At 70.6% G+C, this 22,306-nt stretch carries 17 protein-coding genes and 1 pseudogene; 9 read left to right on the top strand and 9 right to left on the bottom strand.

Translation table 11 applies throughout. The annotated features are described in order from the left end of the window. Window positions 1–38: 38 nt before the first annotated feature. Window positions 39–881, bottom strand: coding sequence for a neutral zinc metallopeptidase (locus tag AB0J09_RS11395; protein ID WP_360688810.1), 843 nt, complete (start codon window positions 879–881; stop codon window positions 39–41). Between the two features lie 177 nt (window positions 882–1,058). Here AB0J09_RS11395 and dxs point away from each other — a divergent pair, with 177 nt between their 5' ends. Together dxs and AB0J09_RS11385 are read left to right on the top strand one after the other, a co-directional pair. Then, the gene (dxs, locus tag AB0J09_RS11390; protein ID WP_360688845.1) at window positions 1,059–2,939 is read left to right on the top strand and encodes a 1-deoxy-D-xylulose-5-phosphate synthase; all 1,881 of its coding nucleotides are present in this window, start codon (window positions 1,059–1,061) and stop codon (window positions 2,937–2,939) included. A gap of 461 nt (window positions 2,940–3,400) precedes the next feature. Further along, window positions 3,401–4,873, top strand: coding sequence for an amino acid permease (locus AB0J09_RS11385; RefSeq protein WP_360688808.1), 1,473 nt, complete (start codon window positions 3,401–3,403; stop codon window positions 4,871–4,873). Window positions 4,874–4,907: 34 nt separating this feature from the next. Here the strand turns inward: AB0J09_RS11385 and AB0J09_RS11380 are convergent, their stop codons facing one another. The 4 genes from AB0J09_RS11380 to AB0J09_RS11365 all read right to left on the bottom strand — a co-directional run bounded on the left by AB0J09_RS11380 (window position 4,908) and on the right by AB0J09_RS11365 (window position 9,495). Beyond that, the gene (locus tag AB0J09_RS11380; protein ID WP_360688806.1) at window positions 4,908–5,297 is read right to left on the bottom strand and encodes an SSI family serine proteinase inhibitor; all 390 of its coding nucleotides are present in this window, start codon (window positions 5,295–5,297) and stop codon (window positions 4,908–4,910) included. A gap of 90 nt (window positions 5,298–5,387) precedes the next feature. Beyond that, window positions 5,388–7,478, bottom strand: a complete 2,091-nt coding sequence (locus AB0J09_RS11375) for a 3-hydroxyacyl-CoA dehydrogenase NAD-binding domain-containing protein (protein ID WP_360688804.1) — start codon at window positions 7,476–7,478, stop codon at window positions 5,388–5,390. Window positions 7,479–7,542: 64 nt separating this feature from the next. Beyond that, window positions 7,543–8,727, bottom strand: coding sequence for a thiolase family protein (locus AB0J09_RS11370; RefSeq protein ID WP_360688802.1), 1,185 nt, complete (start codon window positions 8,725–8,727; stop codon window positions 7,543–7,545). A 39-nt stretch (window positions 8,728–8,766) separates the two neighbouring features. Next, the gene (locus AB0J09_RS11365; protein ID WP_360688800.1) at window positions 8,767–9,495 is read right to left on the bottom strand and encodes a hypothetical protein; all 729 of its coding nucleotides are present in this window, start codon (window positions 9,493–9,495) and stop codon (window positions 8,767–8,769) included. Between the two features lie 284 nt (window positions 9,496–9,779). Between AB0J09_RS11365 and AB0J09_RS11360 the strand changes: the two genes are divergently transcribed. The 7 genes from AB0J09_RS11360 to AB0J09_RS11330 all read left to right on the top strand — a co-directional run bounded on the left by AB0J09_RS11360 (window position 9,780) and on the right by AB0J09_RS11330 (window position 18,619). Further along, window positions 9,780–11,195, top strand: a complete 1,416-nt coding sequence (locus AB0J09_RS11360) for an LCP family protein (RefSeq protein WP_360688798.1) — start codon at window positions 9,780–9,782, stop codon at window positions 11,193–11,195. A gap of 314 nt (window positions 11,196–11,509) precedes the next feature. Next, window positions 11,510–12,580: a hypothetical protein gene (locus AB0J09_RS11355; protein WP_360688796.1), complete on the top strand. Its 1,071-nt coding sequence runs from the start codon at window positions 11,510–11,512 to the stop codon at window positions 12,578–12,580. An 80-nt stretch (window positions 12,581–12,660) separates the two neighbouring features. Beyond that, window positions 12,661–13,653 (top strand): LacI family DNA-binding transcriptional regulator, encoded by a 993-nt coding sequence (locus AB0J09_RS11350; protein WP_360688794.1) that lies wholly within the window; start codon window positions 12,661–12,663, stop codon window positions 13,651–13,653. Beyond that, window positions 13,650–14,423 (top strand): sugar phosphate isomerase/epimerase, encoded by a 774-nt coding sequence (locus AB0J09_RS11345; protein WP_360688793.1) that lies wholly within the window; start codon window positions 13,650–13,652, stop codon window positions 14,421–14,423. The genes AB0J09_RS11350 and AB0J09_RS11345 overlap by 4 nt, the downstream gene beginning before the upstream one ends. Before the next feature lie 25 nt (window positions 14,424–14,448). Further along, entirely contained in the window at window positions 14,449–15,375 is a 927-nt protein-coding gene (locus AB0J09_RS11340) for an alkaline phosphatase family protein (RefSeq protein ID WP_360688791.1), read from the top strand. 60 nt (window positions 15,376–15,435) lie between these two features. Then, window positions 15,436–18,006, top strand: a complete 2,571-nt coding sequence (locus AB0J09_RS11335) for a PEP/pyruvate-binding domain-containing protein (protein ID WP_360688789.1) — start codon at window positions 15,436–15,438, stop codon at window positions 18,004–18,006. A 4-nt stretch (window positions 18,007–18,010) separates the two neighbouring features. Further along, window positions 18,011–18,619, top strand: coding sequence for a class I SAM-dependent methyltransferase (locus AB0J09_RS11330; protein ID WP_360688787.1), 609 nt, complete (start codon window positions 18,011–18,013; stop codon window positions 18,617–18,619). Window position 18,620: 1 nt separating this feature from the next. On the opposite strand, the gene AB0J09_RS11325 is transcribed toward AB0J09_RS11330, so the two are convergent. From AB0J09_RS11325 to AB0J09_RS11310, 4 genes and pseudogenes are all read right to left on the bottom strand, one after another. Continuing rightward, the gene (locus AB0J09_RS11325; RefSeq protein ID WP_360688785.1) at window positions 18,621–19,487 is read right to left on the bottom strand and encodes a sugar phosphate isomerase/epimerase; all 867 of its coding nucleotides are present in this window, start codon (window positions 19,485–19,487) and stop codon (window positions 18,621–18,623) included. After that, window positions 19,484–20,596, bottom strand: coding sequence for a dihydrodipicolinate synthase family protein (locus AB0J09_RS11320; RefSeq protein ID WP_360688843.1), 1,113 nt, complete (start codon window positions 20,594–20,596; stop codon window positions 19,484–19,486). Before AB0J09_RS11320 ends, AB0J09_RS11325 begins: the two co-directional genes overlap by 4 nt. Window positions 20,597–20,616: 20 nt before the next feature. Next, a complete protein-coding gene (locus tag AB0J09_RS11315; RefSeq protein WP_360688783.1) occupies window positions 20,617–21,762 on the bottom strand; it encodes a Gfo/Idh/MocA family oxidoreductase in 1,146 nt (381 codons plus the stop codon). A gap of 288 nt (window positions 21,763–22,050) precedes the next feature. Further along, a pseudogene (locus AB0J09_RS11310) lies at window positions 22,051–22,306 on the bottom strand (ribonuclease D); the annotation flags it as partial.

Genomic DNA, 22,306 nt, shown 5'->3' with positions numbered 1-22,306 from the left:
GGCACCCTATTAAAGAGGGAGTTCCAGGTAAAGGAACATTAAAGTGTATTCGTGGGGGAGGCGGACCAGGTGTTACATGCGCCCGGAGTCCCGCGGTTGAAGCCACGCGTCATCCAGGCCGCCTGCGTGGGGCCCCTGCCGTGGTCGTTCTGCGGCCAGCCTTTGGCGCCGTTCTTCCTGAACCAGTCCACGGTGTACGCCCAGTCGGCGTCCGTGACCAGCTCCGTCCCCTTGAGGGTGCTCATGAAGACCGAGGAGAGGCATTCGGCCTGCAACTCCGAATTGCGCGAGAGCTGCAGCCGCTTGGCCTTTCCCGCCACGTTCCTGGCGGCCCAGTAATAGTTCCAGATGCCGGAGGTCTGCTGGACGTGGTGGCCGTACTCGTGGGCGATCAGGCGGGTGATGCCCAGCGGGAACGGGTTCCTTAACTGGTCCCTGCTGATCATCAGGTACATCGTGCGGTCGGTGGAGCAGTAGACGCCGTCGGCGCCCGCGTTCCACGCGCCGCAGGGCGTCTTGATCTTGGTGGTGATGATGCGCAGCCGCGGCTTGGCGAAGGGCAGCCCGGCCTTTTGGAACTGGGCGCCCCACGCCTTGTTGAGGCAGTTGGTCACACGGGTCAGGAAGCGCCGGTAGGCGGTCATGCTTCCGGCCGGCAGGTCGCCCGGCGTGCAGTTCACGTCGGTCAGGCGCCCGGTCCTGTAGAGCGGGTTCGCCGTCGCCAGCGCCCTGCCGATCGACGGGCCTTTCTGCGACTGGCTGGAGACCTTGGCGGGCGGGGAGGCGAGCTGCTGGGCCTCGTTCTGCGGCTCCGTCGAGGTGGTGGCCACGTCGGCCAGCACGAGCACCAAACCGGCCGCTGCCAGGGCAAGTGCCAGCATGGCGACCGCGAGAGCCGCAAGTTTGCTTTTGGGGACGGAGTTCATATGTCCCGAAAGACTAGGTCAAGATCGGACATATGTGGGTGGATTTGACTCGATGGAGTCAGTGAGGCGTCCGGGAACTAGACTCGGAGCGTCGGCGCACAAGAGCAGAGGGGAGTCGGATCCGTGAGCGGGTTGCTGGGCTCGATTAAGGGACCGCACGACGTCAAACGGCTCGCTGTCGAGGAGTTGCCACGACTCGCGGGGGAGATCCGTGATCTGCTCGTCGACTCGTGCGCCAGATTCGGCGGCCACCTCGGCCCCAACCTCGGTGTGGTCGAGCTGACCATCGCCGTGCACCGGGTCTTCGACTCGCCGGACGACCCCATTGTCTGGGACACCGGCCACCAGGCGTACGTGCATAAACTGCTGACAGGCAGGGCCTCGGGCTTCGAGGCGCTCAAGCAGGAGGGCGGCCTGTCGGGTTACCCGAGCCAGGCCGAGTCCGAGCACGACTTCGTCGAGAACTCCCACGCCTCGACCGCGCTCTCCTACGCCGACGGCCTGGCCAAGGCGTTCAAGCTGCGCCGCGAGCACGACCGCACGGTGGTCGCGGTGATCGGCGACGGTGCCCTGACCGGTGGCATGGCCTGGGAGGCGCTCAACAACATCGCCGCCGGCAAAGACCTGCCGGTCGTGATCGTGGTCAACGACAACGGCCGCTCCTACTCGCCCACGATCGGCGGCCTGGCCTCCCACCTGTCCTCCCTGCGGGTCAACCGCAGGTATGAGGACATGCTCGAATACGTCAAGGAGAAGTTGGGGAACGTTCCCGTCCTCTACGACGCGCTCCACGGCTTCAAGAAGGGCGTCAAGGACGTCCTGGCGCCGCAGGTCATGTTCGAGGACCTCGGGCTGAAATACGTGGGCCCCATCGACGGCCACGACGAGCAGGCCATGGAGGCGGCGCTACGCAAGGCCCGCGACTTCCGCGGCCCCGTCATCGTCCACGCGCTCACCCAGAAGGGCCGCGGCTACACGCCCGCGGAAAACCACGACGAGGACCAGTTCCACTCGCCCGGCGCCTTCGACCGGGCCACCGGCGCGGAGAAGCCCAAGGGCCGCATCTGGACCAACGTGTTCAGCGAGGAGCTCGTCCGGCTCGGCAAGGAGCGCGAGGACCTCGTCGCGATCACCGCGGCCATGCTCCACCCGACCGGCCTCAACGCGTTCGCCGACGCCTTCCCCGACCGCATCTACGACGTCGGCATCGCCGAGCAGCACGCGCTGACGAGCGCCGCCGGGCTGGCACTCGGCGGCATGCACCCGGTGGTGGCCGTCTACGCCACGTTCCTCAACCGGGCCTTCGACCAGCTCCTCATGGACGTCGCCCTGCACCGGCTGCCCGTCACCGTGGTGCTCGACCGGGCGGGCGTCACGGGCGACGACGGCGCCAGCCACAACGGCATGTGGGACCTGTCGATTCTCCAGGTCGTCCCGGGCCTGAGGATCGCCGTGCCGCGCGACGGCGACCGGGTGACCGAGCTGCTGCGCGAGGCCGTGGAGGTCACCGAGGGGCCGACCGTGCTGCGCTTCCCCAAGGGCCCGGTCGCCGAATCGATCGAGCCGGTGGGCAAGCTGGGCGAGATGGACCTGCTGCGGGCCCCCGAGGGCGAGCCCGACGTGCTGCTGGTCGGCGTGGGCCCGATGGCGCAGGTCTGCATGGACGCCTCGGTCCTGCTCGACGCCCAGGGCATCTCGGCCACCGTCGTCGACCCCCGCTGGGTCAAGCCGCTCGACGAGGCGCTGGTGCTGGCCTCGAGCGCCCACAAGCTGGTGGCCGTCGTCGAGGACAACGGCCGCGTGGGTGCCGTGGGCGACGCCGTGGCCCGCCTGCTGCGCGACTCGGACGTCGACGTGCCGGTGCGTACGTACGGCATCCCGCAGGAGTTCCTCGACCACGCCAAGCGGGCCGCGATCCTCGGCAGGATCGGCCTGACCGGACAGGACCTCGCCCGGCAGATCACCGAGGCCGTCGCCAAGCGCACCTCCCACGAGGAGCCCGCCCGCCGTTGACCACCCCGCGGCGTTGATCCCCCATCACGGCGATCAACGCCGCGGCCGCCATCGGCGGCACATCCACTTCGCGTGCTGCCACACCACCCCGCCCCGCGCCGACCCGCTCCGCCCGGCGCCGTCCCGCTCCGCCCAGCTCGGCCGCGACGCCCCCTCCGCCTCCGCCTCCGCGCGGTGCGGTCGCGGCGGCGACTGGCTGTCGCGACCCCGGCACCCTGGCCTGCGGTGCGGCGTGGGCGCCGTGACGTGGGCGGGGGGAAGTGGCTGTTTGTGGCGTCCGTCGAGCGTGCCGGCCCGCCCGAGCCGGCCGGCGACGGCGCCTCGCCGGTGGTGCGAGGCGCATCCGCGTCATTCCGGCGCCTCGTTCGCGGTCCGCGTGGCGGCGTCCGCGGACGGCGGACGGGCCGTTGTCGCCGTGTGGCCAGGCATGATCACCCAGGGCGTGGGAAGGATCACTCGCTGTGGAGATCTTTCGCACGAAGAGTGTCGAGCAGTCGATCCGCGACACCGAAGACCCCGAACACCAGTTGCGTAAGCGCCTCACCGCCACCGACCTGACGATCTTCGGCATCGGGGTGATCGTCGGCACCGGGATCTTCGTGCTCACGGGAGAGGTCGCCAGGGAGGTGGCGGGGCCCGCGGTGGCGGTCTCGTTCGTCGTGGCGGGCATCGTCTGCGGGCTCGCGGCCCTGTGCTACGCCGAGTTCGCCTCCACGATCCCGGTCGCCGGCTCGGCCTACACCTTCGCCTTCGCCACCCTGGGCGAGTTCCCCGCGTGGGTGATCGGCTGGGACCTGACCCTGGAGCTGGCGCTGGCCGCGGCCGTGGTGTCGGTCGGCTGGTCGGGCTACTTCGCCTCGATGCTCTCGTCCGTCGGCATCCACCTGCCCAGCGCCATCGCGGGCGACAACCCCGTGGTCAACGTGCCCGCCATCGTGATCGTCCTCCTCCTCACCTCGATCCTGGTCGCCGGGATCAAGGTGTCCTCGCGGGTCAACCTCATCCTCGTGATCACCAAGATCCTGGTGGTGCTGCTGGTGATCGGGGCCGGGCTGTTCTTCGTCAAGGCCGCCAACTACACGCCGTTCATCCCCGAGGCGGTGTCCACGCCGCGCGTGGGAGGGCTGAAGGCGCCGCTGATCCAGGTGCTGTTCGGCGTCACGCCCGTCGCGTTCGGCGTGCTCGGCATCTTCTCCGCCGCGGCGATCGTGTTCTTCGCGTTCATCGGCTTCGACATCGTGGCCACGGCCGCGGAGGAGACCATCCATCCGCAGCGCGACGTGCCGCGCGGCATCATCGGCTCGCTGGCCATCTGCACGGCTCTCTATGTCGCCGTCTCGCTCGTCGTCGTCGGCATGCAGCGCTACGACCGGCTGAGCACCTCGGCGCCGCTGTCCGACGCGTTCACCTCGGTCGGCTACGCCTGGCTGGCCACGATCATCAGCGTCGGCGCCATCGCCGGGCTGACGACCGTGGTGCTGGTGCTGCTGCTGGGCCAGACCCGGGTGCTGTTCGCGATGTGCCGCGACGGGCTCCTGCCGCGCCGGCTGGCCAAGGTCCACCCTCGCTTCGGCACGCCGGCCCGGCTCACGATCGTCATCGGAGTGGTGACGATGGCGCTGGCCGGGTTCGTGTCGTTCGGCGAGCTGGCCGAGCTGGTGAACATCGGCACGCTCTTCGCGTTCGTGGTGGTCTCGATCGGCGTGGTCATACTCAGGCGCACGAGGCCCGACCTGGAGCGGGCGTTCCGCGCGCCGCTGGTGCCGGCGCTGCCGATCCTGTCCGTGCTGGCCTGCCTCTACCTCATGCTCAACCTGCCGGTGGAGACGTGGCTGAGGTTCCTGGTCTGGATGCTCGTCGGCGTCATCGTCTACTTCTTCTACGGCTACCGCCACAGCAGGACCGCGACCCCCGGGGCCAAGAGCGACGACTGAGGGGGCGGGCGCGATCCCCGCCCCCTGAGTCGTGTCAGAGGGTGAAGACCTCTCCTGTCGCGGCCTTCACCAGGCAGGCGTTGTCGAAGACCTTGCCCCAGCGCACCTTCTTGCCGTCCCAGCGGCCCGAGATCGCGACGGCCTGCGGCTGCAGCTCCCGGGTGCAGGCGGCGTCCGGCGAGACGTTGAGCCGCTCGGGATGCCCGTCGACCTTCTCCAGCAGCTGGCAGGCCGCGCGGGCGTCCGGGTGGGTACCCCCGGCGGGCCCGCACTGGAGCCGGACCGTTGTCGGCGACCCGCCCTTCACCGCGATGCCGACCTTGAGCTGGGCCTTCGGCGCCTTCGGGCGCGTGGCCACGGCGGGCGACGACATGCCCAGCATGACGATTCCGCAGACCGCGACGGTGCCAAGTACTCGAATCATGACTACTCTCCGTTCGTAGGACGCTACAAAACGCTACGACGGAGGTCGATATAGGTTAAGGAGGCCCGCCGGACGGGCCTCCTTAAAGGATCAGACAGGCACTGAGGCGATTCCCGGGGCGAGGAAGCGCGGCTGGGCGATGCCCGTCCTGTCCAGGTACGGAGTGATCCCGCCCAGATGGAACGGCCAGCCCGCCCCGAGGATCATGCACAGGTCGATGTCCTGCGGTGCGGCGACCACACCCTCGTCCAGCATGATGCGGATCTCCCCGGCCAGCGCCGCCAGGACGCGGTCGCGTACCTGCTCGGCGGTGGACGGTGACGAGCCGCCGGAGAAGACGGCCACCGCCTCGGGGTCCAACGTGAAGTCGGGGCGGTACACGCCCGGCTTGCCCGTGGCGACCAGCTTGGCCATGTTCTCCGAGACGCCGAACCGGTCGGGGAAGGCCTCGTGCAGCGTCTCGGCCACGTGCAGGCCGACGGCCGGGCCGACGAGCTGCAGCAGCGCGAACGGCGTCATCGGCAGCCCGAGCCCGTCCAGCGCGTGCTCGGCCACCTCCAGCGGCGTGCCCTCGTCCACGGCCGCCACGACCTCGCCCATGAAGCAGGTCAGCAGCCGGTTGACCACGAACGCGGGGGCGTCCTTGACCAGTACAGACGACTTCTTCAGAGTCTTGCCCACCGCGAACGCCGTGGCCAGCGTGGCGTCGTCCGTCGCGGCGCCGCGGATGATCTCCAGCAGCGGCATGACGGCCACCGGGTTGAAGAAGTGGAACCCGACCAGCCGCTCGGGATGCTCCAGATCGGCGCCCATCTCGGTCAGGGAGAGCGAGGAGGTGTTCGTGGCCAGCACGCACTCGGCCGAGACCACGGCCTCCACCTCGGCGAACACCTGCTTCTTGACAGTCAGGTCCTCGAACACGGCCTCGATCACGAAGTCGGCGTCGGCGAAGGCTTCCTTGGTCAGGGCGCCGGTCACCAGACCCTTGATCCGGTTGGCATGGTCGTTCGAGATGCGGCCCTTGCCGAGGAGCTTGTCGACCTCGGCGTGCACGTACCCGACGCCCTTGTCGAGCCTGGCCTGGTCGAGGTCGGTCAGCACGACCGGCACCTCCAGGCGGCGCGCGAACAGCAGCGCCATCTGCGAGGCCATCAGCCCCGCGCCCACCACGCCGACCTTGGTGACCTTGCGGGCCAGCGACGCGTCGGGCGCGCCCGCGGGCCGCTTGGCGCGGCGCTGCACCAGGTCGAACGAGTAGAGCCCGGCCCGCAGTTCGTCGCCCATCAGCAGGTCGGCCAGCGCCTGGTCCTCGGCGGCGAAGCCCTCGTCGCGGGAGGCCGTGCGGGCCTGGGCGACCAGGTCGAGCGCGCGGTAGGGGGCGGGCGAGGCGCCGCGCAGCTTCATGTCCACCAGGAAGCGCGCGTCGCCGACCACCTTGTCCCAGTCCTCGTCGTGGGACGGCCGCTCCACGGCCAGCTCGCCCTTGATCACGCGGGCGGCCCAGCGCAGGGACTCCTCCAGGAAGTCGGCGGGCTCGAACACCGCGTCCGCGACGCCCAGCTCGTACGCCTCCTTCCCCTTGATCATGCGGTTCTGCGAGAGCGGGTTGTCGATGATCAGCTTGATCGCGTTCGCCGGGCCGATCAGGCGGGGGAGGAGCTGTGTGCCGCCCCAGCCGGGCACCAGGCCGAGGAAGCACTCCGGCAGCGCCACCGCGGGCACGCCGGAGGAGATGGTCCGGTACGTGCAGTGCAGCGCCACCTCGAGCCCGCCGCCCATCGCGGCGCCGTTCACGAACGCGAACGACGGGATCGGCAGCTCGCCCAGCCTGCGGAAGACGTGGTGGCCCAGCGCGCCGATGGCCAGGGCCTCTTCGTGCGTGGTCAGGGCGGCCGCGCCCTTGAGGTCGGCGCCGACGGCGAAGATGAACGGCTTGCCCGTCACGCCCACGGCGGCCAGGTCGGTGCGCTCGGCGATCTCCGACAGCGCGCCGTTGAGCGCGAACAGGCCGTGCGGGCCGAACGTGTTGGGCTTGGTGTGGTCGAACCCGTTGTCCAGCGTGATCAGCGCCATCGTGCCCGCGCCGTGGGGGAGCTGCACATCGCGAACGAGCGCCTTGGTGACGACTTCGTCGGTGTTGCGCTCGCTCAGCAGCGCCCGCCAGGTCTCGAGGTTGCTCACAGGCCCTCCTTCGTCGGTCCTGCGAGCAGGCTGCTGTGTCTAATTGTTCTCTCGCTTCGCTCGATCACGTCAAGTTCTCCCAGATCACAGTGCCGCCCATGCCCATGCCGACGCACATGGTGGTGATGCCGTACCGCACGTCGGGACGCTCGCCGAACTGCCGCGCGAGCTGCGTCATCAGCCGCACGCCCGAGGAGGCCAGCGGGTGGCCGTAGGCGATGGCGCCGCCGTACTGGTTCACGCGGGGGTCGTCCTCCGCGATCCCGAAGTGGTCGAGGAAGGCCAGCACCTGTACGGCGAACGCCTCGTTGATCTCGAACAGCCCGATATCCGAAATGTCCAGGCCCGCCAGCCGGAGCGCCCGCTCCGTGGACGGGATCGGCCCCACGCCCATGACCTCGGGGTCCACGCCCGCGAACGCGTAGGAGACGAGCCGCATCTTCGCGCCCAGCCCCAGCTCGTCCGCCACCTCCTTGGCCGCCACGACGCAGCCGGTGGCGCCGTCGTTGATGCCGGAGGAGTTGCCCGCCGTGACGTTGCCGTGCGGCCTGAACGGCGTCTTCAGCGCGCTCAGCCCCTCCATCGTGGTGCCGGGCCGCGGCGCCTCGTCCTCGACCGCCAGGCCCCAGCCCTTCTCCGCCGTCCTGATCGCGGTCGGCACCAGGTCGAGCTGGATCTTGCCGTCGGCGTACGCCTTGGCCGCCCGCTCCTGCGACAGCACCGCGTACGCGTCCGCGCGCTCCTTCGTGATCGCCGGGTAGCGGTCGTGCAGGTTCTCCGCCGTCATGCCCATGACCAGCGCGCTCGGATCGACCAGCTTCTCCGACAGGAACCGCGGGTTCGGGTCGACGCCCTCGCCCATCGGATGCCGGCCCATGTGCTCGACGCCGCCCGCGATGGCCACGTCGTACGCGCCGAACGCGATGCCGCCCGCGACCGTGGTGACCGCGGTCATCGCGCCCGCGCACATGCGGTCGATGGCGTAGCCGGGCACGCTCTTGGGCAGCCCGGCCAGCACCGCCGCCGCCCGGCCGATGGTCAGGCCCTGGTCGCCGATCTGCGTGGTCGCGGCGATGGCGACCTCGTCCACCCGCTCGGGGGGCAGGTCGGGGTTGCGCCTGATGAGCTCGCGGATGACGCGGACGACCAGGTCGTCCGCGCGGGTCTCCGCGTACAGCCCCTTCGGTCCTGACCGGCCGAAAGGCGTGCGCACGCCGTCGACGAACACGACGTCACGAGAGGAAGGCACGGATTCGCTCCTCGTTGGAGAGTGGGTTCCGTGCCTATGCTACTCGCCAGTAACTACTCCGCAGACGAGGGCGACGGTCAGCAACGCGTAAATGACGGCCGTGCCCGGCTCCCAGAGATGGGCGCGGGCCCCGACCAGGGCCGCGACCGCCACGGCCGCGCCCGTCCAGAGCGCCGCGCCCTCTCGCGGGCACGCGCCCCGGCCGGGGTCCCACGGATCGCCAGGTGATCCACCCGGCCGCAGGGCACGCACCAGCATCCCCACCGCGTCACGTGCCCACCACAGGACGAACAACACTCCTGCCGCGAGACTCATCACCGCCAGCGCCTCGGCGGCCCAGGCCAGGACGTCGGCGAAGGCGTACAGGGCGGCCTCGCGGAAGAAGTGCGGCGCCGTCCAGCCGAGCAGCAGCGTCACCGCCCAGCCGCAGGCCACGGCCAGCCGGCTGAGTGGCCGCGCCCATCCCGAGCGGGCCACGGCGTAGAGCTCGCGTTCCCTCTGGTGGACGAGCCGGGCATGGGCGCCCCAGACGTACTGGGTGATCGCCAGCGCGGGCAGCGCCATCATGAAGACCGCCAGCGACAGCACGGCCAGCGGCAGCGTCTGCTCCTTGGTCGGGGCCCGGTCGGCGAGCAACTGGGCGGTGGCCAGCAGCGCGATGGCGGCGGAGAGTGCGACGAAGGCCCGGCGGCGGGCGGCCCTGGCCGTGGCCCGCAACTCGGTCAGCTCCTGAGCGCCTGGAGGGGGCGCCGTCTCGGTCAACAGCATGCATGTCATGATGGCGTCACTCCCCGTAGCGACGCCCCGGATTCGCGGGCTTTGGATGGAGCCCTCGCTAGCACGGAAGAGTGGCACCCCGGTGAATTGCCGCCGTCGTCGAGATGGCGCGACAGTCCTTGAGTCACGCGTTTTCTCAGTACACTGCGCGTCACCGGAAGGGGAACGCGTTTCTCTTCTGCGGAGGGGGGCGTGTGAGACAGAGCGCGAAATATCCGGTGGAAGCTCCACCTCGGCGGCGGAGCCGCGAGCCGGGCCCGCGAAGGCGGGTCTCCGTGCTGGGGTGGGTCAGCATCGGACTGACGTTCGTGCTGGTGGCCGTCTCGCTCGCGGCGTACGCGTACTACCGGCGCATCGAGGGCGGGATCGACCGCGTGCCCATCGAAGTCGGCGCGAGCCGCCCACCGGAGACCGGCGCGCTCAACGTGCTGCTGGTCGGCTCCGACTCCCGTGAGGGCGACAACAAGAGGTACGGGCCCCATCTCAAGGAGATCGGCGAGCGCACCGACACGATCATGCTGCTGCACATCTCCCCGAACCGGGACAAGGCCACCATGATCAGCTTCCCGCGCGACTCCATGGTGATGATTCCCGAGTGCCGGAGCCGTACCGGCACCGTGCTCCCCGGGGGGCTGCGCCAGATCAACTCCGCCTTCAACGACGGCGGCATCAACTGCACGATCAAGACCCTCGAGTCGCTCACCAACATCAAGATCAACCATTTCGTGAAGGTCGACTTCACCGGCTTCAAGGGCATCATCGACGCCATCGGCGGCATCGAGATCTGCCTGCCCAAGGCCGTCAACGACCCCAAGTCCAAGCTGGTGCTCGGCGCGGGCAAGCACGTGGTGAACGGCGAGCAGGCGCTGGGATACGTACGCACCAGGTACGCGCTGGGCGACGGCAGCGACCTGAGCAGGATCCAGCGGCAGCAGGTCTTCCTCACCAAGGTGCTCGAGGCGGTCACCAACGGCGGCCTGCTCACCAATCCGGCCAGGCTGAACGCGTTCCTGGAGGCGTCCGCCGCCGCCGTGACCGTGGACAGCGGGCTGACGCTGGACCGGATGCTGGACATCGCCAACAGCGTCAAGGGCCTGACGGCCAAGGAGCTCAAGGGCATCACCGTGCCCACCGAGCCCTATCCACAGGACAAGAACCGGGTCCAGTTCAGCCAGCCGGCCGCGCGCGACTTCTTCGAGGGCGTACGCAACGACGTCGAGGTCACCGCGACCCTCGCGCCCGGCAAGTCCGCCGCTCCCAAGATCGAGAACAAGCAGGTGCGCGTCCAGGTGCTCAACGGCACGGGGGAGCCGGGCAAGGCGGTCCAGGTGGCCGACCAGCTGGCCGCGCAGGGGTTCGTGATCACGGAGGTCGGCAACGCCGCCACGACCGCGAACACCGCCATCCGGTACGCGAAGAAGGACACCGCGGACGGGCCCACCTATGGGGACGTGGTGGCCGCGCGGCTGTCCAAGGAGAAGAAGACGCCGGTGGCGGGCAAGGTCCGGCCGGTAAACACGCAGCCGTACAAACCGCAGGCCGCCCAGATCGCCCAGGACGCCCAGACGCCGGACGGGCCGATCATCCAGCTCGTCATCGGGGCGGACTGGCCCGGGGTGCGCGTGGTCTCGGCGATCCCTGACTCGCTCAAGGACAAGGTCGTCGACTCCAGCACCAACCCGTGCCTGTGACACCTGCTCCCGGGTCAGACGGGCCGCGACAGTCGTAACGCGTCCGTTCCGTTCGGCGCCGGTCCGTAGCGCTCATCCGGTCTTTTGCATGCCTTCGTAAGCAGGCCGCAGCACTATCCTTGCCCAAAGTGACGAATGTTACAGAGAGTGTTTTTAGGGAAACGTGTGAAATTTCCGGACAAGCTGAGGTTGGGTCTGCTAGGAAAGGGCGCGGTCCGAATTCGTATCAGAGAGGTTCCATCGTGGCGCGCGACGAGAACGACAGGCCTTATGAGGATGGGCAGGGGAGGTCGTTAAACCCCGAGATGGGTGACGTGCTTTCCCCACGGTGGAGCACTGAGGACACCGACGAGCAGCCCGCCATCCAGGTCGTCGGCAACGAGACCTACATCCTCCCGCTCGACAAGGGTGAGCCGCAGCTCATCGAGGGCCGTGACGTGCTCGACGACGGCCCCCACGACGTGCTCGGCGGCTCAAGCGGCTCGCATGACCCGTACGCCGGGGCCGGCGGCTCCCATGACCTGCTGGGCGCGCATGACCTCGGCGGCCCCAGCGGCCCGCACGACGTGCTCGGCGAGCCCAGTGCGAGCGGCACGCGGGACCTGTTCGATGAGCCGAGCGGCCCGCACCGCATCGAGGACGACAACCCGTACCTCCCGCTCGACCGCAGCTACGAGGGGGGCCTCGACGACGACCGCGAGGACGAGCGGCCCAAGCGCGGCTTCCTCGGCTCCGGCTGGACGGACGACTCGGACGAGGGGCGCTCGCGCGGCCGTTCCGGTGACGGCGAGGGACGTGGCCGTTCCGGTGGCGGTGAGGGCGAGGTGCGCCGCCGTACCAGGAAGCTGCTGGTGGCGGCCGCCGCAGTGGTGCTGGTCGGCGTGGGCGCGGGGTTCCTGCTCACCGGCAACTCCTCCGACGACCCCTGCAAGGCCGGTCAGTGCGCCAGCGCGGGCGAGGTGACCTCTCCTTCGGAGTCCGCGGCACCCGAGGACACGGCCTCGGACGAGGACACTTCGGAGCCCACCGATTCGGACACCCCTGAGCCGACCGACTCCGAGGAACCGACCACCCAACCGACGCAGCGGGTCCGGCACACGCGCGAGCCCTCGGCCCGCCCGACGAACACGCGCATCGGCCAGCCCACGTCGAAGGCGAGCACCCGGCCTACCCGCGCCCCGCAGACCCAGGAGCCGGACAGCAACGACATCGGTTCCGGCGACCCCGCCGACAACACGGTGCGGACCAAGGCACCGGAGCCCAAGTCCACCCAGGCGCCCCAGACCCAGGCGCCCCAGACTCAGGCGCCCCAGACCCAGGCGCCCGCGCCCACGCCGACGAAGGAGAGCAAAGGCCTGCTCGACATCCTGTTCCCCTGGGCCTGAGCCCCATAGGGTGCTCACCAGGGGATGCGGATCCAGGTGCTGGTCTGGCAGACTTGGAAACCGCTTTCCGGGGAGGTCTCGTGGTCACGCTTGAAGACGTCGCCAGGCAGGCTGGCGTCTCGCTCGCGACCGCCTCGCGGGTGCTCAACGGCAGCACCCGCCAGGTGGGCGCCGCCCTGCGCGCGCGCGTCGAGCAAGCCGCTGACGAACTGGGCTACCGCGCCAACATCGCAGCCCAGACGCTTGCCCGCGGGGCGAGCAACGTCATCGGCATCGTCGTGCACGACCTGACCGACCCCTACTTCGCGGCCCTGGCGGACGGGGCGATGCGGGCGGCCGCCACCGAGGGCCTGCTGGTCATGGTGGGCACCACGCACCGCGACCCCGAACAGGAGATCGCCTACGTGGCCACGCTGCACGCCCAGCGCGTGCGGGCGGTGCTGCTGGTCGGCTCCCGCGTCGCCGATCCAGCCGTCACGGGGCGGCTCCGCGACGAGCTGGCCCGATATCAGTCGGGCGGCGGCCGTGCCGCCTGCGTGGGTCAGGACCTCCTCGGCGTCGACACCGTCGCGCCCGCCAACAGGGAAGGGGCGGCCGAGCTGGCCCGCGCGCTGGCCGGGCTCGGGCACACGCGGTTCGCGGTGCTGGCCGGGCCGCCGCACCTCGTCACGGCGGCCGACCGGTGCGCCGGATTCGCCGAGGCGCTGGAGGAGCTGGGGCTGCCCGCGCCCCAGGTGATCCAGGGGCCGTTCGACCGCGACGGCGGCTATGCCGCGGCCCAGCAGGTCGGGGACGCGACCTGCGTGTTCGCGGTCAACGACGTGATGGCGGTCGGTGCGCTGGCGGCCTACAGGGAGCGCGGGGTCAGGGTTCCTGAGGACGTCTCGGTGGCCGGGTTCGACGACATCGTGACACTGCGCGATCATGTGCCCGCGCTGACGACAGTGCGGCTGCCGTTGAAGGACATGGGGGCGCGGGCGTTGGAGCTGGCGCTGGGCGAGGAGGACGCCGTAGTGGTCGAGCAGGTGGCCGGCGAGGTCGTGCTGCGGGAGAGCGTACGGAGGCTGGCATGAAGCTGGCGGTCAGCACGCTGGGGATGCCCGGCGAGGGGCTCGACAGGGCGATCGGGATCGCGGCCGGAGGCGGCTGCCAGGGCCTCGAGCTTCGCCTGCACAAGGACACCGGGGTGCACAGCGGGCTCGACGCCGCGGGGCGGCGCTCGGTGCGGGAGCGGGTGGAGCGGGCAGGTCTAGAAATTTCAGCGCTCGCCGGATATGTCGGCATTTGTGAGCCGGGGGCTGACGAACCGGTCATCGAGGCGCTGACCGCCGATCTCCAGCTGGCCGCCGATCTGGGGGCGCCCGGCGTGCGGGTGTTCCCGCGCGGCGGCGACGCCGCCGTCGGCGCCCGCAGGCTCAAAGCCGTCTCCGGTACGGCCTCCGCGCTCGGCACGCTCGTCCTCGTCGAGACGCACGACCTCATGGCCACCGGCGCGGCGGTGGCCGGGCTGCTGGCCGAGGCCGGCTGCCCCGAGACCACCGGCGCGATCTGGGACCTGCTGCACCCGTGGCGCCACGGTGAGTCCCCGGCCGACACACTGGCCGCGCTGGGCCCGTACCTCACGTACGTCCAGGTCAAGGATGCCGTCTCGGCCGAGGACACCACGCCGGTGCCCATGTGGACGGGGTCGGTGCCGCTGGACGAGTCGGGCGAGCTGCTGCGCGGAGCGGGCTACGACGGGTGGGTGTCGCTGGAGTGGGAGCGTACGTGGTATCCGCAGGTCGCCCCGGTCGAGGAGATCGTGCCGGGAGCGGCTGACTGGGTGCGGCGCTTCGCCCCTTAGATGGCATCGCCGCTTAGATAGGGGCATGCCCCCTTCTAAGCGGAACAAGGTGCTCGTCGTCGGCATGGACGGCCTGCGGTTCGACCGGCTCCAAGCCCTGGGTGCGCCCGTGCTGGACGCACTGATGTCCTCCGGCGCGTACGGCACCAGCAAGCTCCCCTACGGCGAGGCGGGAACGCCGCGTACGGAGTCGCCCGGCGAGGTCGTCCCCAAGTCGCCCGAGCCGGGCAGCCGGATCATCGCCTCGCGTACCGACTCGGGTCCCGGCTGGTCGTCGATCGCCACCGGGGTCTGGCCGGACAAGCACGGCGTGGTGGACAACGGCTTCGCCAACCCCAACTTCACGAAATTTCCGGACTTCCTGACTCGTGCGAAGAACGCCCGGCCAGAGCTGAGCACCGCCGCGTTCTTCTCCTGGACGGCGCTCGACGAGCACGGCGCCTTCAGCCGGGCGATCGACCACCGGCTGGTGCTGGACGGGTACGGGATGGCCACCTGGGCCGCCGCCGACAAGCAGGTCGCTGAGGCCGCCGAGCGGCACCTGGCGGCGGCCGACCCCGATGCCGTCTTCGTGTACCTGGGCGACACTGACGAGGTGGCCCACGACCTCGGCCCGCACTGCCCCGAGTACTTCGCCGCGCTCCAGACGCAGGACACCTACCTGGGCTACCTGCTCGACGCCGTCCGCGGCCGGTCCACGTACCCCGATGAGCGATGGACGGTGCTGATCACGACCGACCACGGGCATGTGGACGGGGGCGGGCACGGGGGGACCTCGGACGAGGAGCGCACGGTGTTCGTGATCGCGAACCGGTTGGGCGATGACCTGGGCGGCCGCCCGCTCGGCGAGCCGCGGCTGGTCGACGTGGGGCCGACGGCGCTGGGCGTGCTGGGCATAGCGACCGACCCCGCCTGGGATCTGGACGGCACGGATCTTTTCATCAACTGTTGAATTTCTGCCGGGAAAGCGTGAAACTGAGTGACAGGACGCTGAACCGCAGAGGAGCACGCGATGAACACGGCACTGGACTTCGCCGAGGTAGACGCGGGGATGCTGGCCGAGGTGGGCGGCAAGGCCGCGAACCTGGGTGAGCTGACCAGGGCCGGCCTGCCCGTCCCGCCGGGATGGGTGCTGACCACGGAGGCGTACCGGCAGGTGGCGCAGGGCCTCGAGACGAGCGGCGAAGGGCTCGCCGAGAGGGCCAGGCGGCACCTGCTCGAGGCGCCCGTGCCGGAGGCCGTCCACGAGGCGATCGTGAAGTCCTACACCGCCCTGGGCGACGACGTGCCCGTCGCGGTCCGCTCGTCGGCCACGGCCGAGGACCTGCCGTTCGCCAGCTTCGCCGGGCAGCAGGACACCTTCCTCAACGTGGTCGGCGCCGAGGCGGTGGTGGACGCCGTGCGCCGCTGCTGGGCCTCGCTCTGGACCGACCGCGCGGTCGCCTACCGCGAGTCCAACGGCATCGACCACGCCGCCGTGCGGCTCGCGGTGGTCGTCCAGGTGATGGTGGACTCGCGGATGGCGGGGGTGATGTTCACCGCCAACCCGGTGACCGGACGGCGGCGTGAGGCCGTCATCGACGCGAACCCCGGCCTCGGCGAGGCCGTCGTCTCCGGCGCCGTGAACCCCGACCGCTTCGTCGTGTACGGCGGCGAGATCCTCGAACGGCACGCCGGCGACAAGCGCCTGATCATCCGCTCGGTGCCCGGCGGCGGCACGGAACGCGTCGAGACCTCTCACGAGGATCTCTGCCTGACCGACGATCAGGTGCGCGCGCTGGCCGGCCTGGGCGTCCGCGTCGAGGACCATTACGGCGCGCCCCAGGACACCGAGTGGGCCATCGACGAGGACGGCAAGATCTGGCTCACCCAGGCCAGGCCGATCACCACTCTCTACCCGCTGCCCGAGCAGACCCGGGCCGGCCTGCGGGTGTACTTCTCGGTCAACGTGGTTCAGGGCGTCATGGCGCCCTTCACTCCGATGGGGCTGTCAGCGTTCCGGCTGATCAGCGGTGGAGCGGCGAGGCTGTTCGGTTACGGACCGGCCGACCCGCTCGACGGCGCGCCGTTCGCGGCCGCGTCGGGGCAGCGCATGTGGCTCGACCTGACCGCGGCCATCCGCAGCCGCTTCGGCCGCGCTGTGCTGCCACGCATGCTCGCGCTGGGCGAGGCCCGCGCCGTCCCCCTCTTCGAGCAGTTGATGCAAGATCCGCGGCTCTCTCTGACGTACACCTCACGCCGCCCCGTCCTGCGCGCCGTGCGCAGGTTCGCCCGCGGCATCCACGCCCCCTCCAGGGCCCTGCTCGCGCTGACCAGACCCCGCGAGGCCCTCGAGTACACCGCCCGCCTCGGAACAGAGCTGGACCGGCGCCTCGTGCCGCCTGCGTCGGCCACCCCGGAGCAGCGTCTGGACCATGCCGAGCGCCTGCTCGCCGGCACCTTCCCGGTCATCCTCTCGATCATGCCGATCGTGATCACCGGCTACGGCCTGTTCGCGCTGGCCTCCAAGCTCTCCGGCGTGCCGCTGAACGACATGCAGGACGTCCTGCGCAGCGTCCCCCACAACCCGACCACGGAGATGGACCTGGAGCTGTGGGACCTGTCCACCCGCGTCGAGCCGGAGCCGTTCAGGGAGAAGCCGGTAGCCGAGCTGGTCGACCTCTACCAGGCCGGGGGGCTCCCGCCGGTCGCCCAGCGGGAGATCACCGCGTTCCTGGACAAGTACGGCCACCGGGGTGTCGCGGAGATCGACCTGGGGGTGCCGCGCTGGTCGGAGGAGCCCGCGCACATCATCGGCGTGCTGGCCAACTACCTGCGCATGGACGGCGGCGCCGACCTCGCACCCTCCGCGCTGTTCGCCAGGGGCGCCGAGCAGGCGCGCTCGGCCATCGCCCACGTGGTGTCCGCGGCCCGGCGCAAAGGCTGGTGGCGGGCCCCCGTGGTGCGCTTCGGGCTGCGGCGTACCCGGGAGTTCGCGGGGCTGCGCGAACTGCCCAAGTTCTACCTGGTCAAGACCCTCGCCGGGGTGCGGCAGAGCATGCTGGTGGTCGGGGAGCACCTGGTGGAGCTCGGCGTCGTGGACTCGGCGCGCGACGTGTTCTTCCTGAGCTTCCAGGAGGCCAGGGCCGCCCTGGGCGGGGGCGACCTGCGCGAGGTCGTGGAGGAGCGGCGGTCGGCGTACGGGCAGGAGTCGCGCCGCAGGCACGTGCCCAGGGTGCTGCTGTCCGACGGCACCGAGCCCGAGGCGCTCGCGTCCGCGGCCGCGGATGGCGCTCTGACGGGCACGGCCGCCTCGGCGGGCACCGTCACGGGCGTGGCCAGGGTGGTGCTCGATCCGATCGGCGCCCACCTGGAGCCGGGCGAGATCCTGGTCTGCCCCTCGACGGATCCCGGCTGGACGCCGCTGTTCCTGACGGCGGGCGGGCTGGTGATGGAGATGGGCGGCGCCATGTCGCACGGCGCGGTGGTGGCCAGGGAGTACGGCATCCCGGCCGTCGTCGGGGTGCCCGACGCCACCCACCGCATCACCACGGGCCAGGAGATCGAAGTGAACGGCGCGGCGGGCACCGTGACGCTAATGTGATCAAATGCCCGAGGCCTACTGGAACCACAACGTGCACTACCAGCGGCTCGTCCTGCGGCTCGTGCCCGAGGGGCGCGAGCGGGCGCTCGACGTCGGATGCGGCGACGGGCTGCTGGCGAGCAAGCTCGCGGCCCGCGTCGCCACCGTGACGGGCGCGGACCGGCACACCGAGGCGATCGCGATGGCCCGCCGCCGGCACGGCCACCTGGACAACGTCACATTCGTGGAGGCGGACTACCTCGACGATCCGGAGGGGGCACTTCCGGAGGGCAAGTACGACCTCGTCACCGCCGTCGCCGTCCTCCACCACGCTGACTTCCGCGAGGCCGTGGACGCCCTGGTGCGGCTGCTCGAGCCCGGCGGGCGGCTGGTGGTCGTCGGCCTCGGCAGGGACCGCTCGCCTCTGGACTGGGTCGTCCGCCTCGCCGGGCAGGCGGCCTCGCGCGTGCTGCAGCTGCGCCACGGCCGCAAGAGTGGGGCGGGCATGCCGGCCATGGATCCCGTCATGCCGTGGGGAGAGGTGGGGCGGGCGGCCCGCCGGTTGCTGCCCGGCTGCCGCTTCCGCCGCCTCCTGCTCCGGCGCTACCTGCTCGTGTGGGACAAGCCGAGGTAGCTCAGGGGAGCACCAGCTCCTCATACCTGGCCTTCATCGTGGCCACCACCTCGTCGGGGTCGGCGGCCCAGATGTCGGCGTTGAAGATCTCCACCTCGATGTCGCCCGTGTACCCGGCGGCCTTCACGGCCTCGGTGATCGGCCTGAAGTCGATCACGCCGTCGCCCATCATGCCCCGCCCGAGCAGGATGTCCTGTGGCAGCGGGTGCAGGTAGTCGCACACCTGGTACGAGGCGATCCTGCGGCCGGCCCGCGCGATGTCCTCGAACACCCGCGGGTCCCACCACACGTGGAACGTGTCGACCACCACGCCGACCTGGTCCTCCGGGTACGCCAGGCTCAGATCGAGCGCCTGGCCCAGGGTGGACAGGACCGCCCGGTCGGGGCAGTAGATCGGGTGCAGCGGCTCCAGGGCCAGCTTGACCCCGCGCTCCCCGGCGTAAGGCGCCAGCTCCGCCAGCGCCTCCGCCACCCGCTCGCGCGCCCCGGCCACGTCGCGCGAGAAACCGCTCGCGGGCAGCGGCTCGCCCGGTTTCACGCCCGGCAGGCCGCCGACCACCATGACCAGGCACGCCGCCGACAGCTCGGCCGCCTCGTCGATGGCCCGCCGGTTGTCGTCCAGCGCCTGCGCGAAGGCACGCCGCCCCTCCTCGCCCGGCAGCCCGCCGGCCGTGAGGAAGCCGCCCCGGCAGAGCGACGACACCCGCAGCCCGGCCTCGCGTACCAGCTTCACGCTCTCCGCGAGACCCTGCTCGGCGACCTTCTCCCGCCACAGCCCGACCGCCTCCAGGCCGTGCCGCACGCACCCGTCCACGGCCTCGGCCACGGACCAGCGCCTGGTGGTCCACTGGTTCAGTGCAAGGCTCACAGGCCGTTCACCGCCAGCAGCGCCTTCATCCGGCGTACGGCGAGCTCCTGGTCGGCCAGCAGCCCGGCCTGGTCGGCGAGATGGAACACCTCCGACAGGTGGAGCAGCGAGCGGGCCGACTGGGCGCCGTTCACCATGGCGAACGCGTCCTGGTGGCCATTGAGCCAGGCCAGGAAGACGATGCCGGTCTTGTAGTTGTACGTCGGCGCCTCGAAGATCTTCCGCGACAGAGGGACGGTCGGGGTGAAGATCTCGTCATAGCGGTCCAGGTCGCCGGAGTCGAGCGCCTGGAGGGCCGCCGCCGCTGCCGGGGCGATGGCGTCGAAGATGCCCAGCAGCGCGTGCGAGCCCGACTTGATCAGCGACGGGTAGTTGAAGTCGTCGCCCGTGTACAGCTTGACGCCCTCGGGAAGCGCGGCGCGCAGTCGTACCTCGTGCTCCTCGTCCAGCAGCGACACCTTCACGCCGTCCACCATCGCGGGATGGGCGTGGATCAGCTCCAGGAACGACTCCGTCGCCGCCGCCACGTCCCGCGAACCCCAGTAGCCGGCCAGCTGCGGGTCGAACATCTCGCCCAGCCAGTGCAGGATCACCGGCCGGTCGGCCAGGCCGAACAGCTTGCCGTAAACCTGGTGGTAGTCGTCGGGACCCGTCGCCACCTTGGCGAGCTGGCGGGAGGCCATGACGATCACCCCGGCGCCGGCCGACTGGACGGTCTCGATCTGCTCGGCGTACGCGGCGGTGATCGTGTTCAGGTCGGCGGCCTGAGGCGCGTGGTCGGTGCCCGCGCCGCAGGAGACCAGCGTCGCCGGGTCGCCGTACGAGCGGGCCTCGGCGGCGCTGCGCCGGATGAGCTCCTTGGTCGCCGCCCAGTCCAGGCCCATGTTGCGCTGGGCGGTGTCCATGGCGTCCGCGACACGCAGGCCGTGCGACCACAGGTGGCGGCGGAAGCGCAGGGTGGCCTCCCAGTCCACGGCGGCGGGAGAGCCGGGCGTGTTGTCGCCGAGCGGGTCGGCCACCACATGGGCGGCGGCGTACACGATGCGGCTGGCGGGCGGCTTGTCCGGCACCGCCCACGTCACCGGCTCGCGCAGCTCGTAAGCCCCGATCCCGGGCAGGTCGATCGTCGTCACAGCTGCGGCACCTCGATCTTGCGGCCCTCGGCGTTCGAACGCAGCCCCAGCTCGGCGAGCTGCACGCCGCGGGCGCCCGAGGCGAAGTCGTTGGGGAAGGGCGCGTCCTCCAGCACGTGCCTGATGAACGCCTCCCACTGCACCTTGAACCCGTTGTCGAACTCGGCGTTGTCCGGCACCTCCTGCCACCCGTCGCGGAAGCGGGCGGTGGCGGGCAGGTCAGGGTTCCAGACGGGCTTGGGGGTGGCGGAGCGGTGCTGGGCCCGGCAGTTGCGCAGCCCGGCGACCGCGCTGCCGTGCGTGCCGTCCACCTGGAACTCGACCAGCTCGTCGCGGTTCACGCGAACCGTCCAGGACGAGTTGATCTGCGCGACGATGCCGCCTTCGAGCTCGAAGATCCCGTACGCGGCGTCGTCCGCGGTGGCCTGGTACGTCTTGCCCTGCTCGTCCACACGTGACGGGATGTGCGTTACAGCGCGGGCGTAGACGGACTGGACGCGGCCGAACAGGTTCTCCATCACGTAGTGCCAGTGCGGGAACATGTCGAGCACGATGCCGCCGCCGTCCTCGGCCCGGTAGTTCCACGACGGGCGCTGCGCCTCCTGCCAGTCGCCCTCGAACACCCAGTAGCCGAACTCACCGCGCACTGACAGGATCCGGCCGAAGAAGCCGCCGTCGATCAGCCGCTTGAGCTTGAGCAGGCCGGGGAGGAACAGCTTGTCCTGCACGACGCCGTTCTTCACGCCCTTGGCCGCGGCCGCCTCGGCCAGCGCCATCGCCTCCTGCGTCGACTCGGCGGTGGGCTTCTCGGCGTAGATGTGCTTGCCCGCTTCGATGGCCTTCAGGACGGCTTTGACGCGGGCGCTGGTGACCTGGGCATCGAAGTAGATCAGGTTGTCGTCGTTGGCGAGGGCGGAGTCGAGGTCCGTGGTGAACTCTGAAATCCCATGCTTCTCCGCGATGTCTGCCAATTTGTCGGCGTTTCTCCCGACAAGTACGGGCTTGAGCTTCACCTTGGTGCTGTCCGAGAGCGTGACACCGCCCTGCTCGTTGATGGCCAGGACGGAACGGACCAGGTGCTGGCGGTAGCCCATCCGTCCGGTGACGCCGTTCATCACGACGCCGATGGTGCGCACGCTCATTGAGGATCCCTTCAGGACAAACGTGGGGAAAGCGCTTTCCCGAACCGTACGGCCGCCCCACCAACCACGTCAAGTAGCCCCCGCCGCTCGTCCCCCGAAACCCTGTGTCCGGGCTGTCTGGAGCGAGCACACCATGGACCCGAGGGCTGCGACCACCGGCGTGCGTCGGCGTCGCCACGACCGGCCCTTGAACGCATTGGTGGATGCCGCGACGGCCGGGCCCGGCCGGAGAAGCACGGGCTCCAGCCGGGCCGCAGCGTTGGACCCCACCTGGAGGCCGGCCTGGGGCTACAGGTCGCGGGTTTCCAGGCGGGCCAGGGCCTTGGTGATGGGGTGGGAGGTCAGGGAGAGCTGCCACTCGCGGGCCCCCAGCTCGCGCAGCCGAGCGGTGACGGTCTCCTCGTTGATCTCCGCGGGTGGCTCCCACGTGAGCCGTCGTACCGCATCCGGCTGCAGCAGGTTCTCCGTGGGCATGTGGTGCTGCTCGGCCAGCCCCGCCACCACCGCGCGGGCGGCGGCCAGGCGTTTCGCGGCGGCCGGGTCG

The organism is Nonomuraea sp. NPDC049784 (assembly GCF_040659615.1).
Taxonomy (GTDB): domain Bacteria; phylum Actinomycetota; class Actinomycetes; order Streptosporangiales; family Streptosporangiaceae; genus Nonomuraea.
This window is presented reverse-complemented; position numbering and strand designations above follow the sequence as displayed.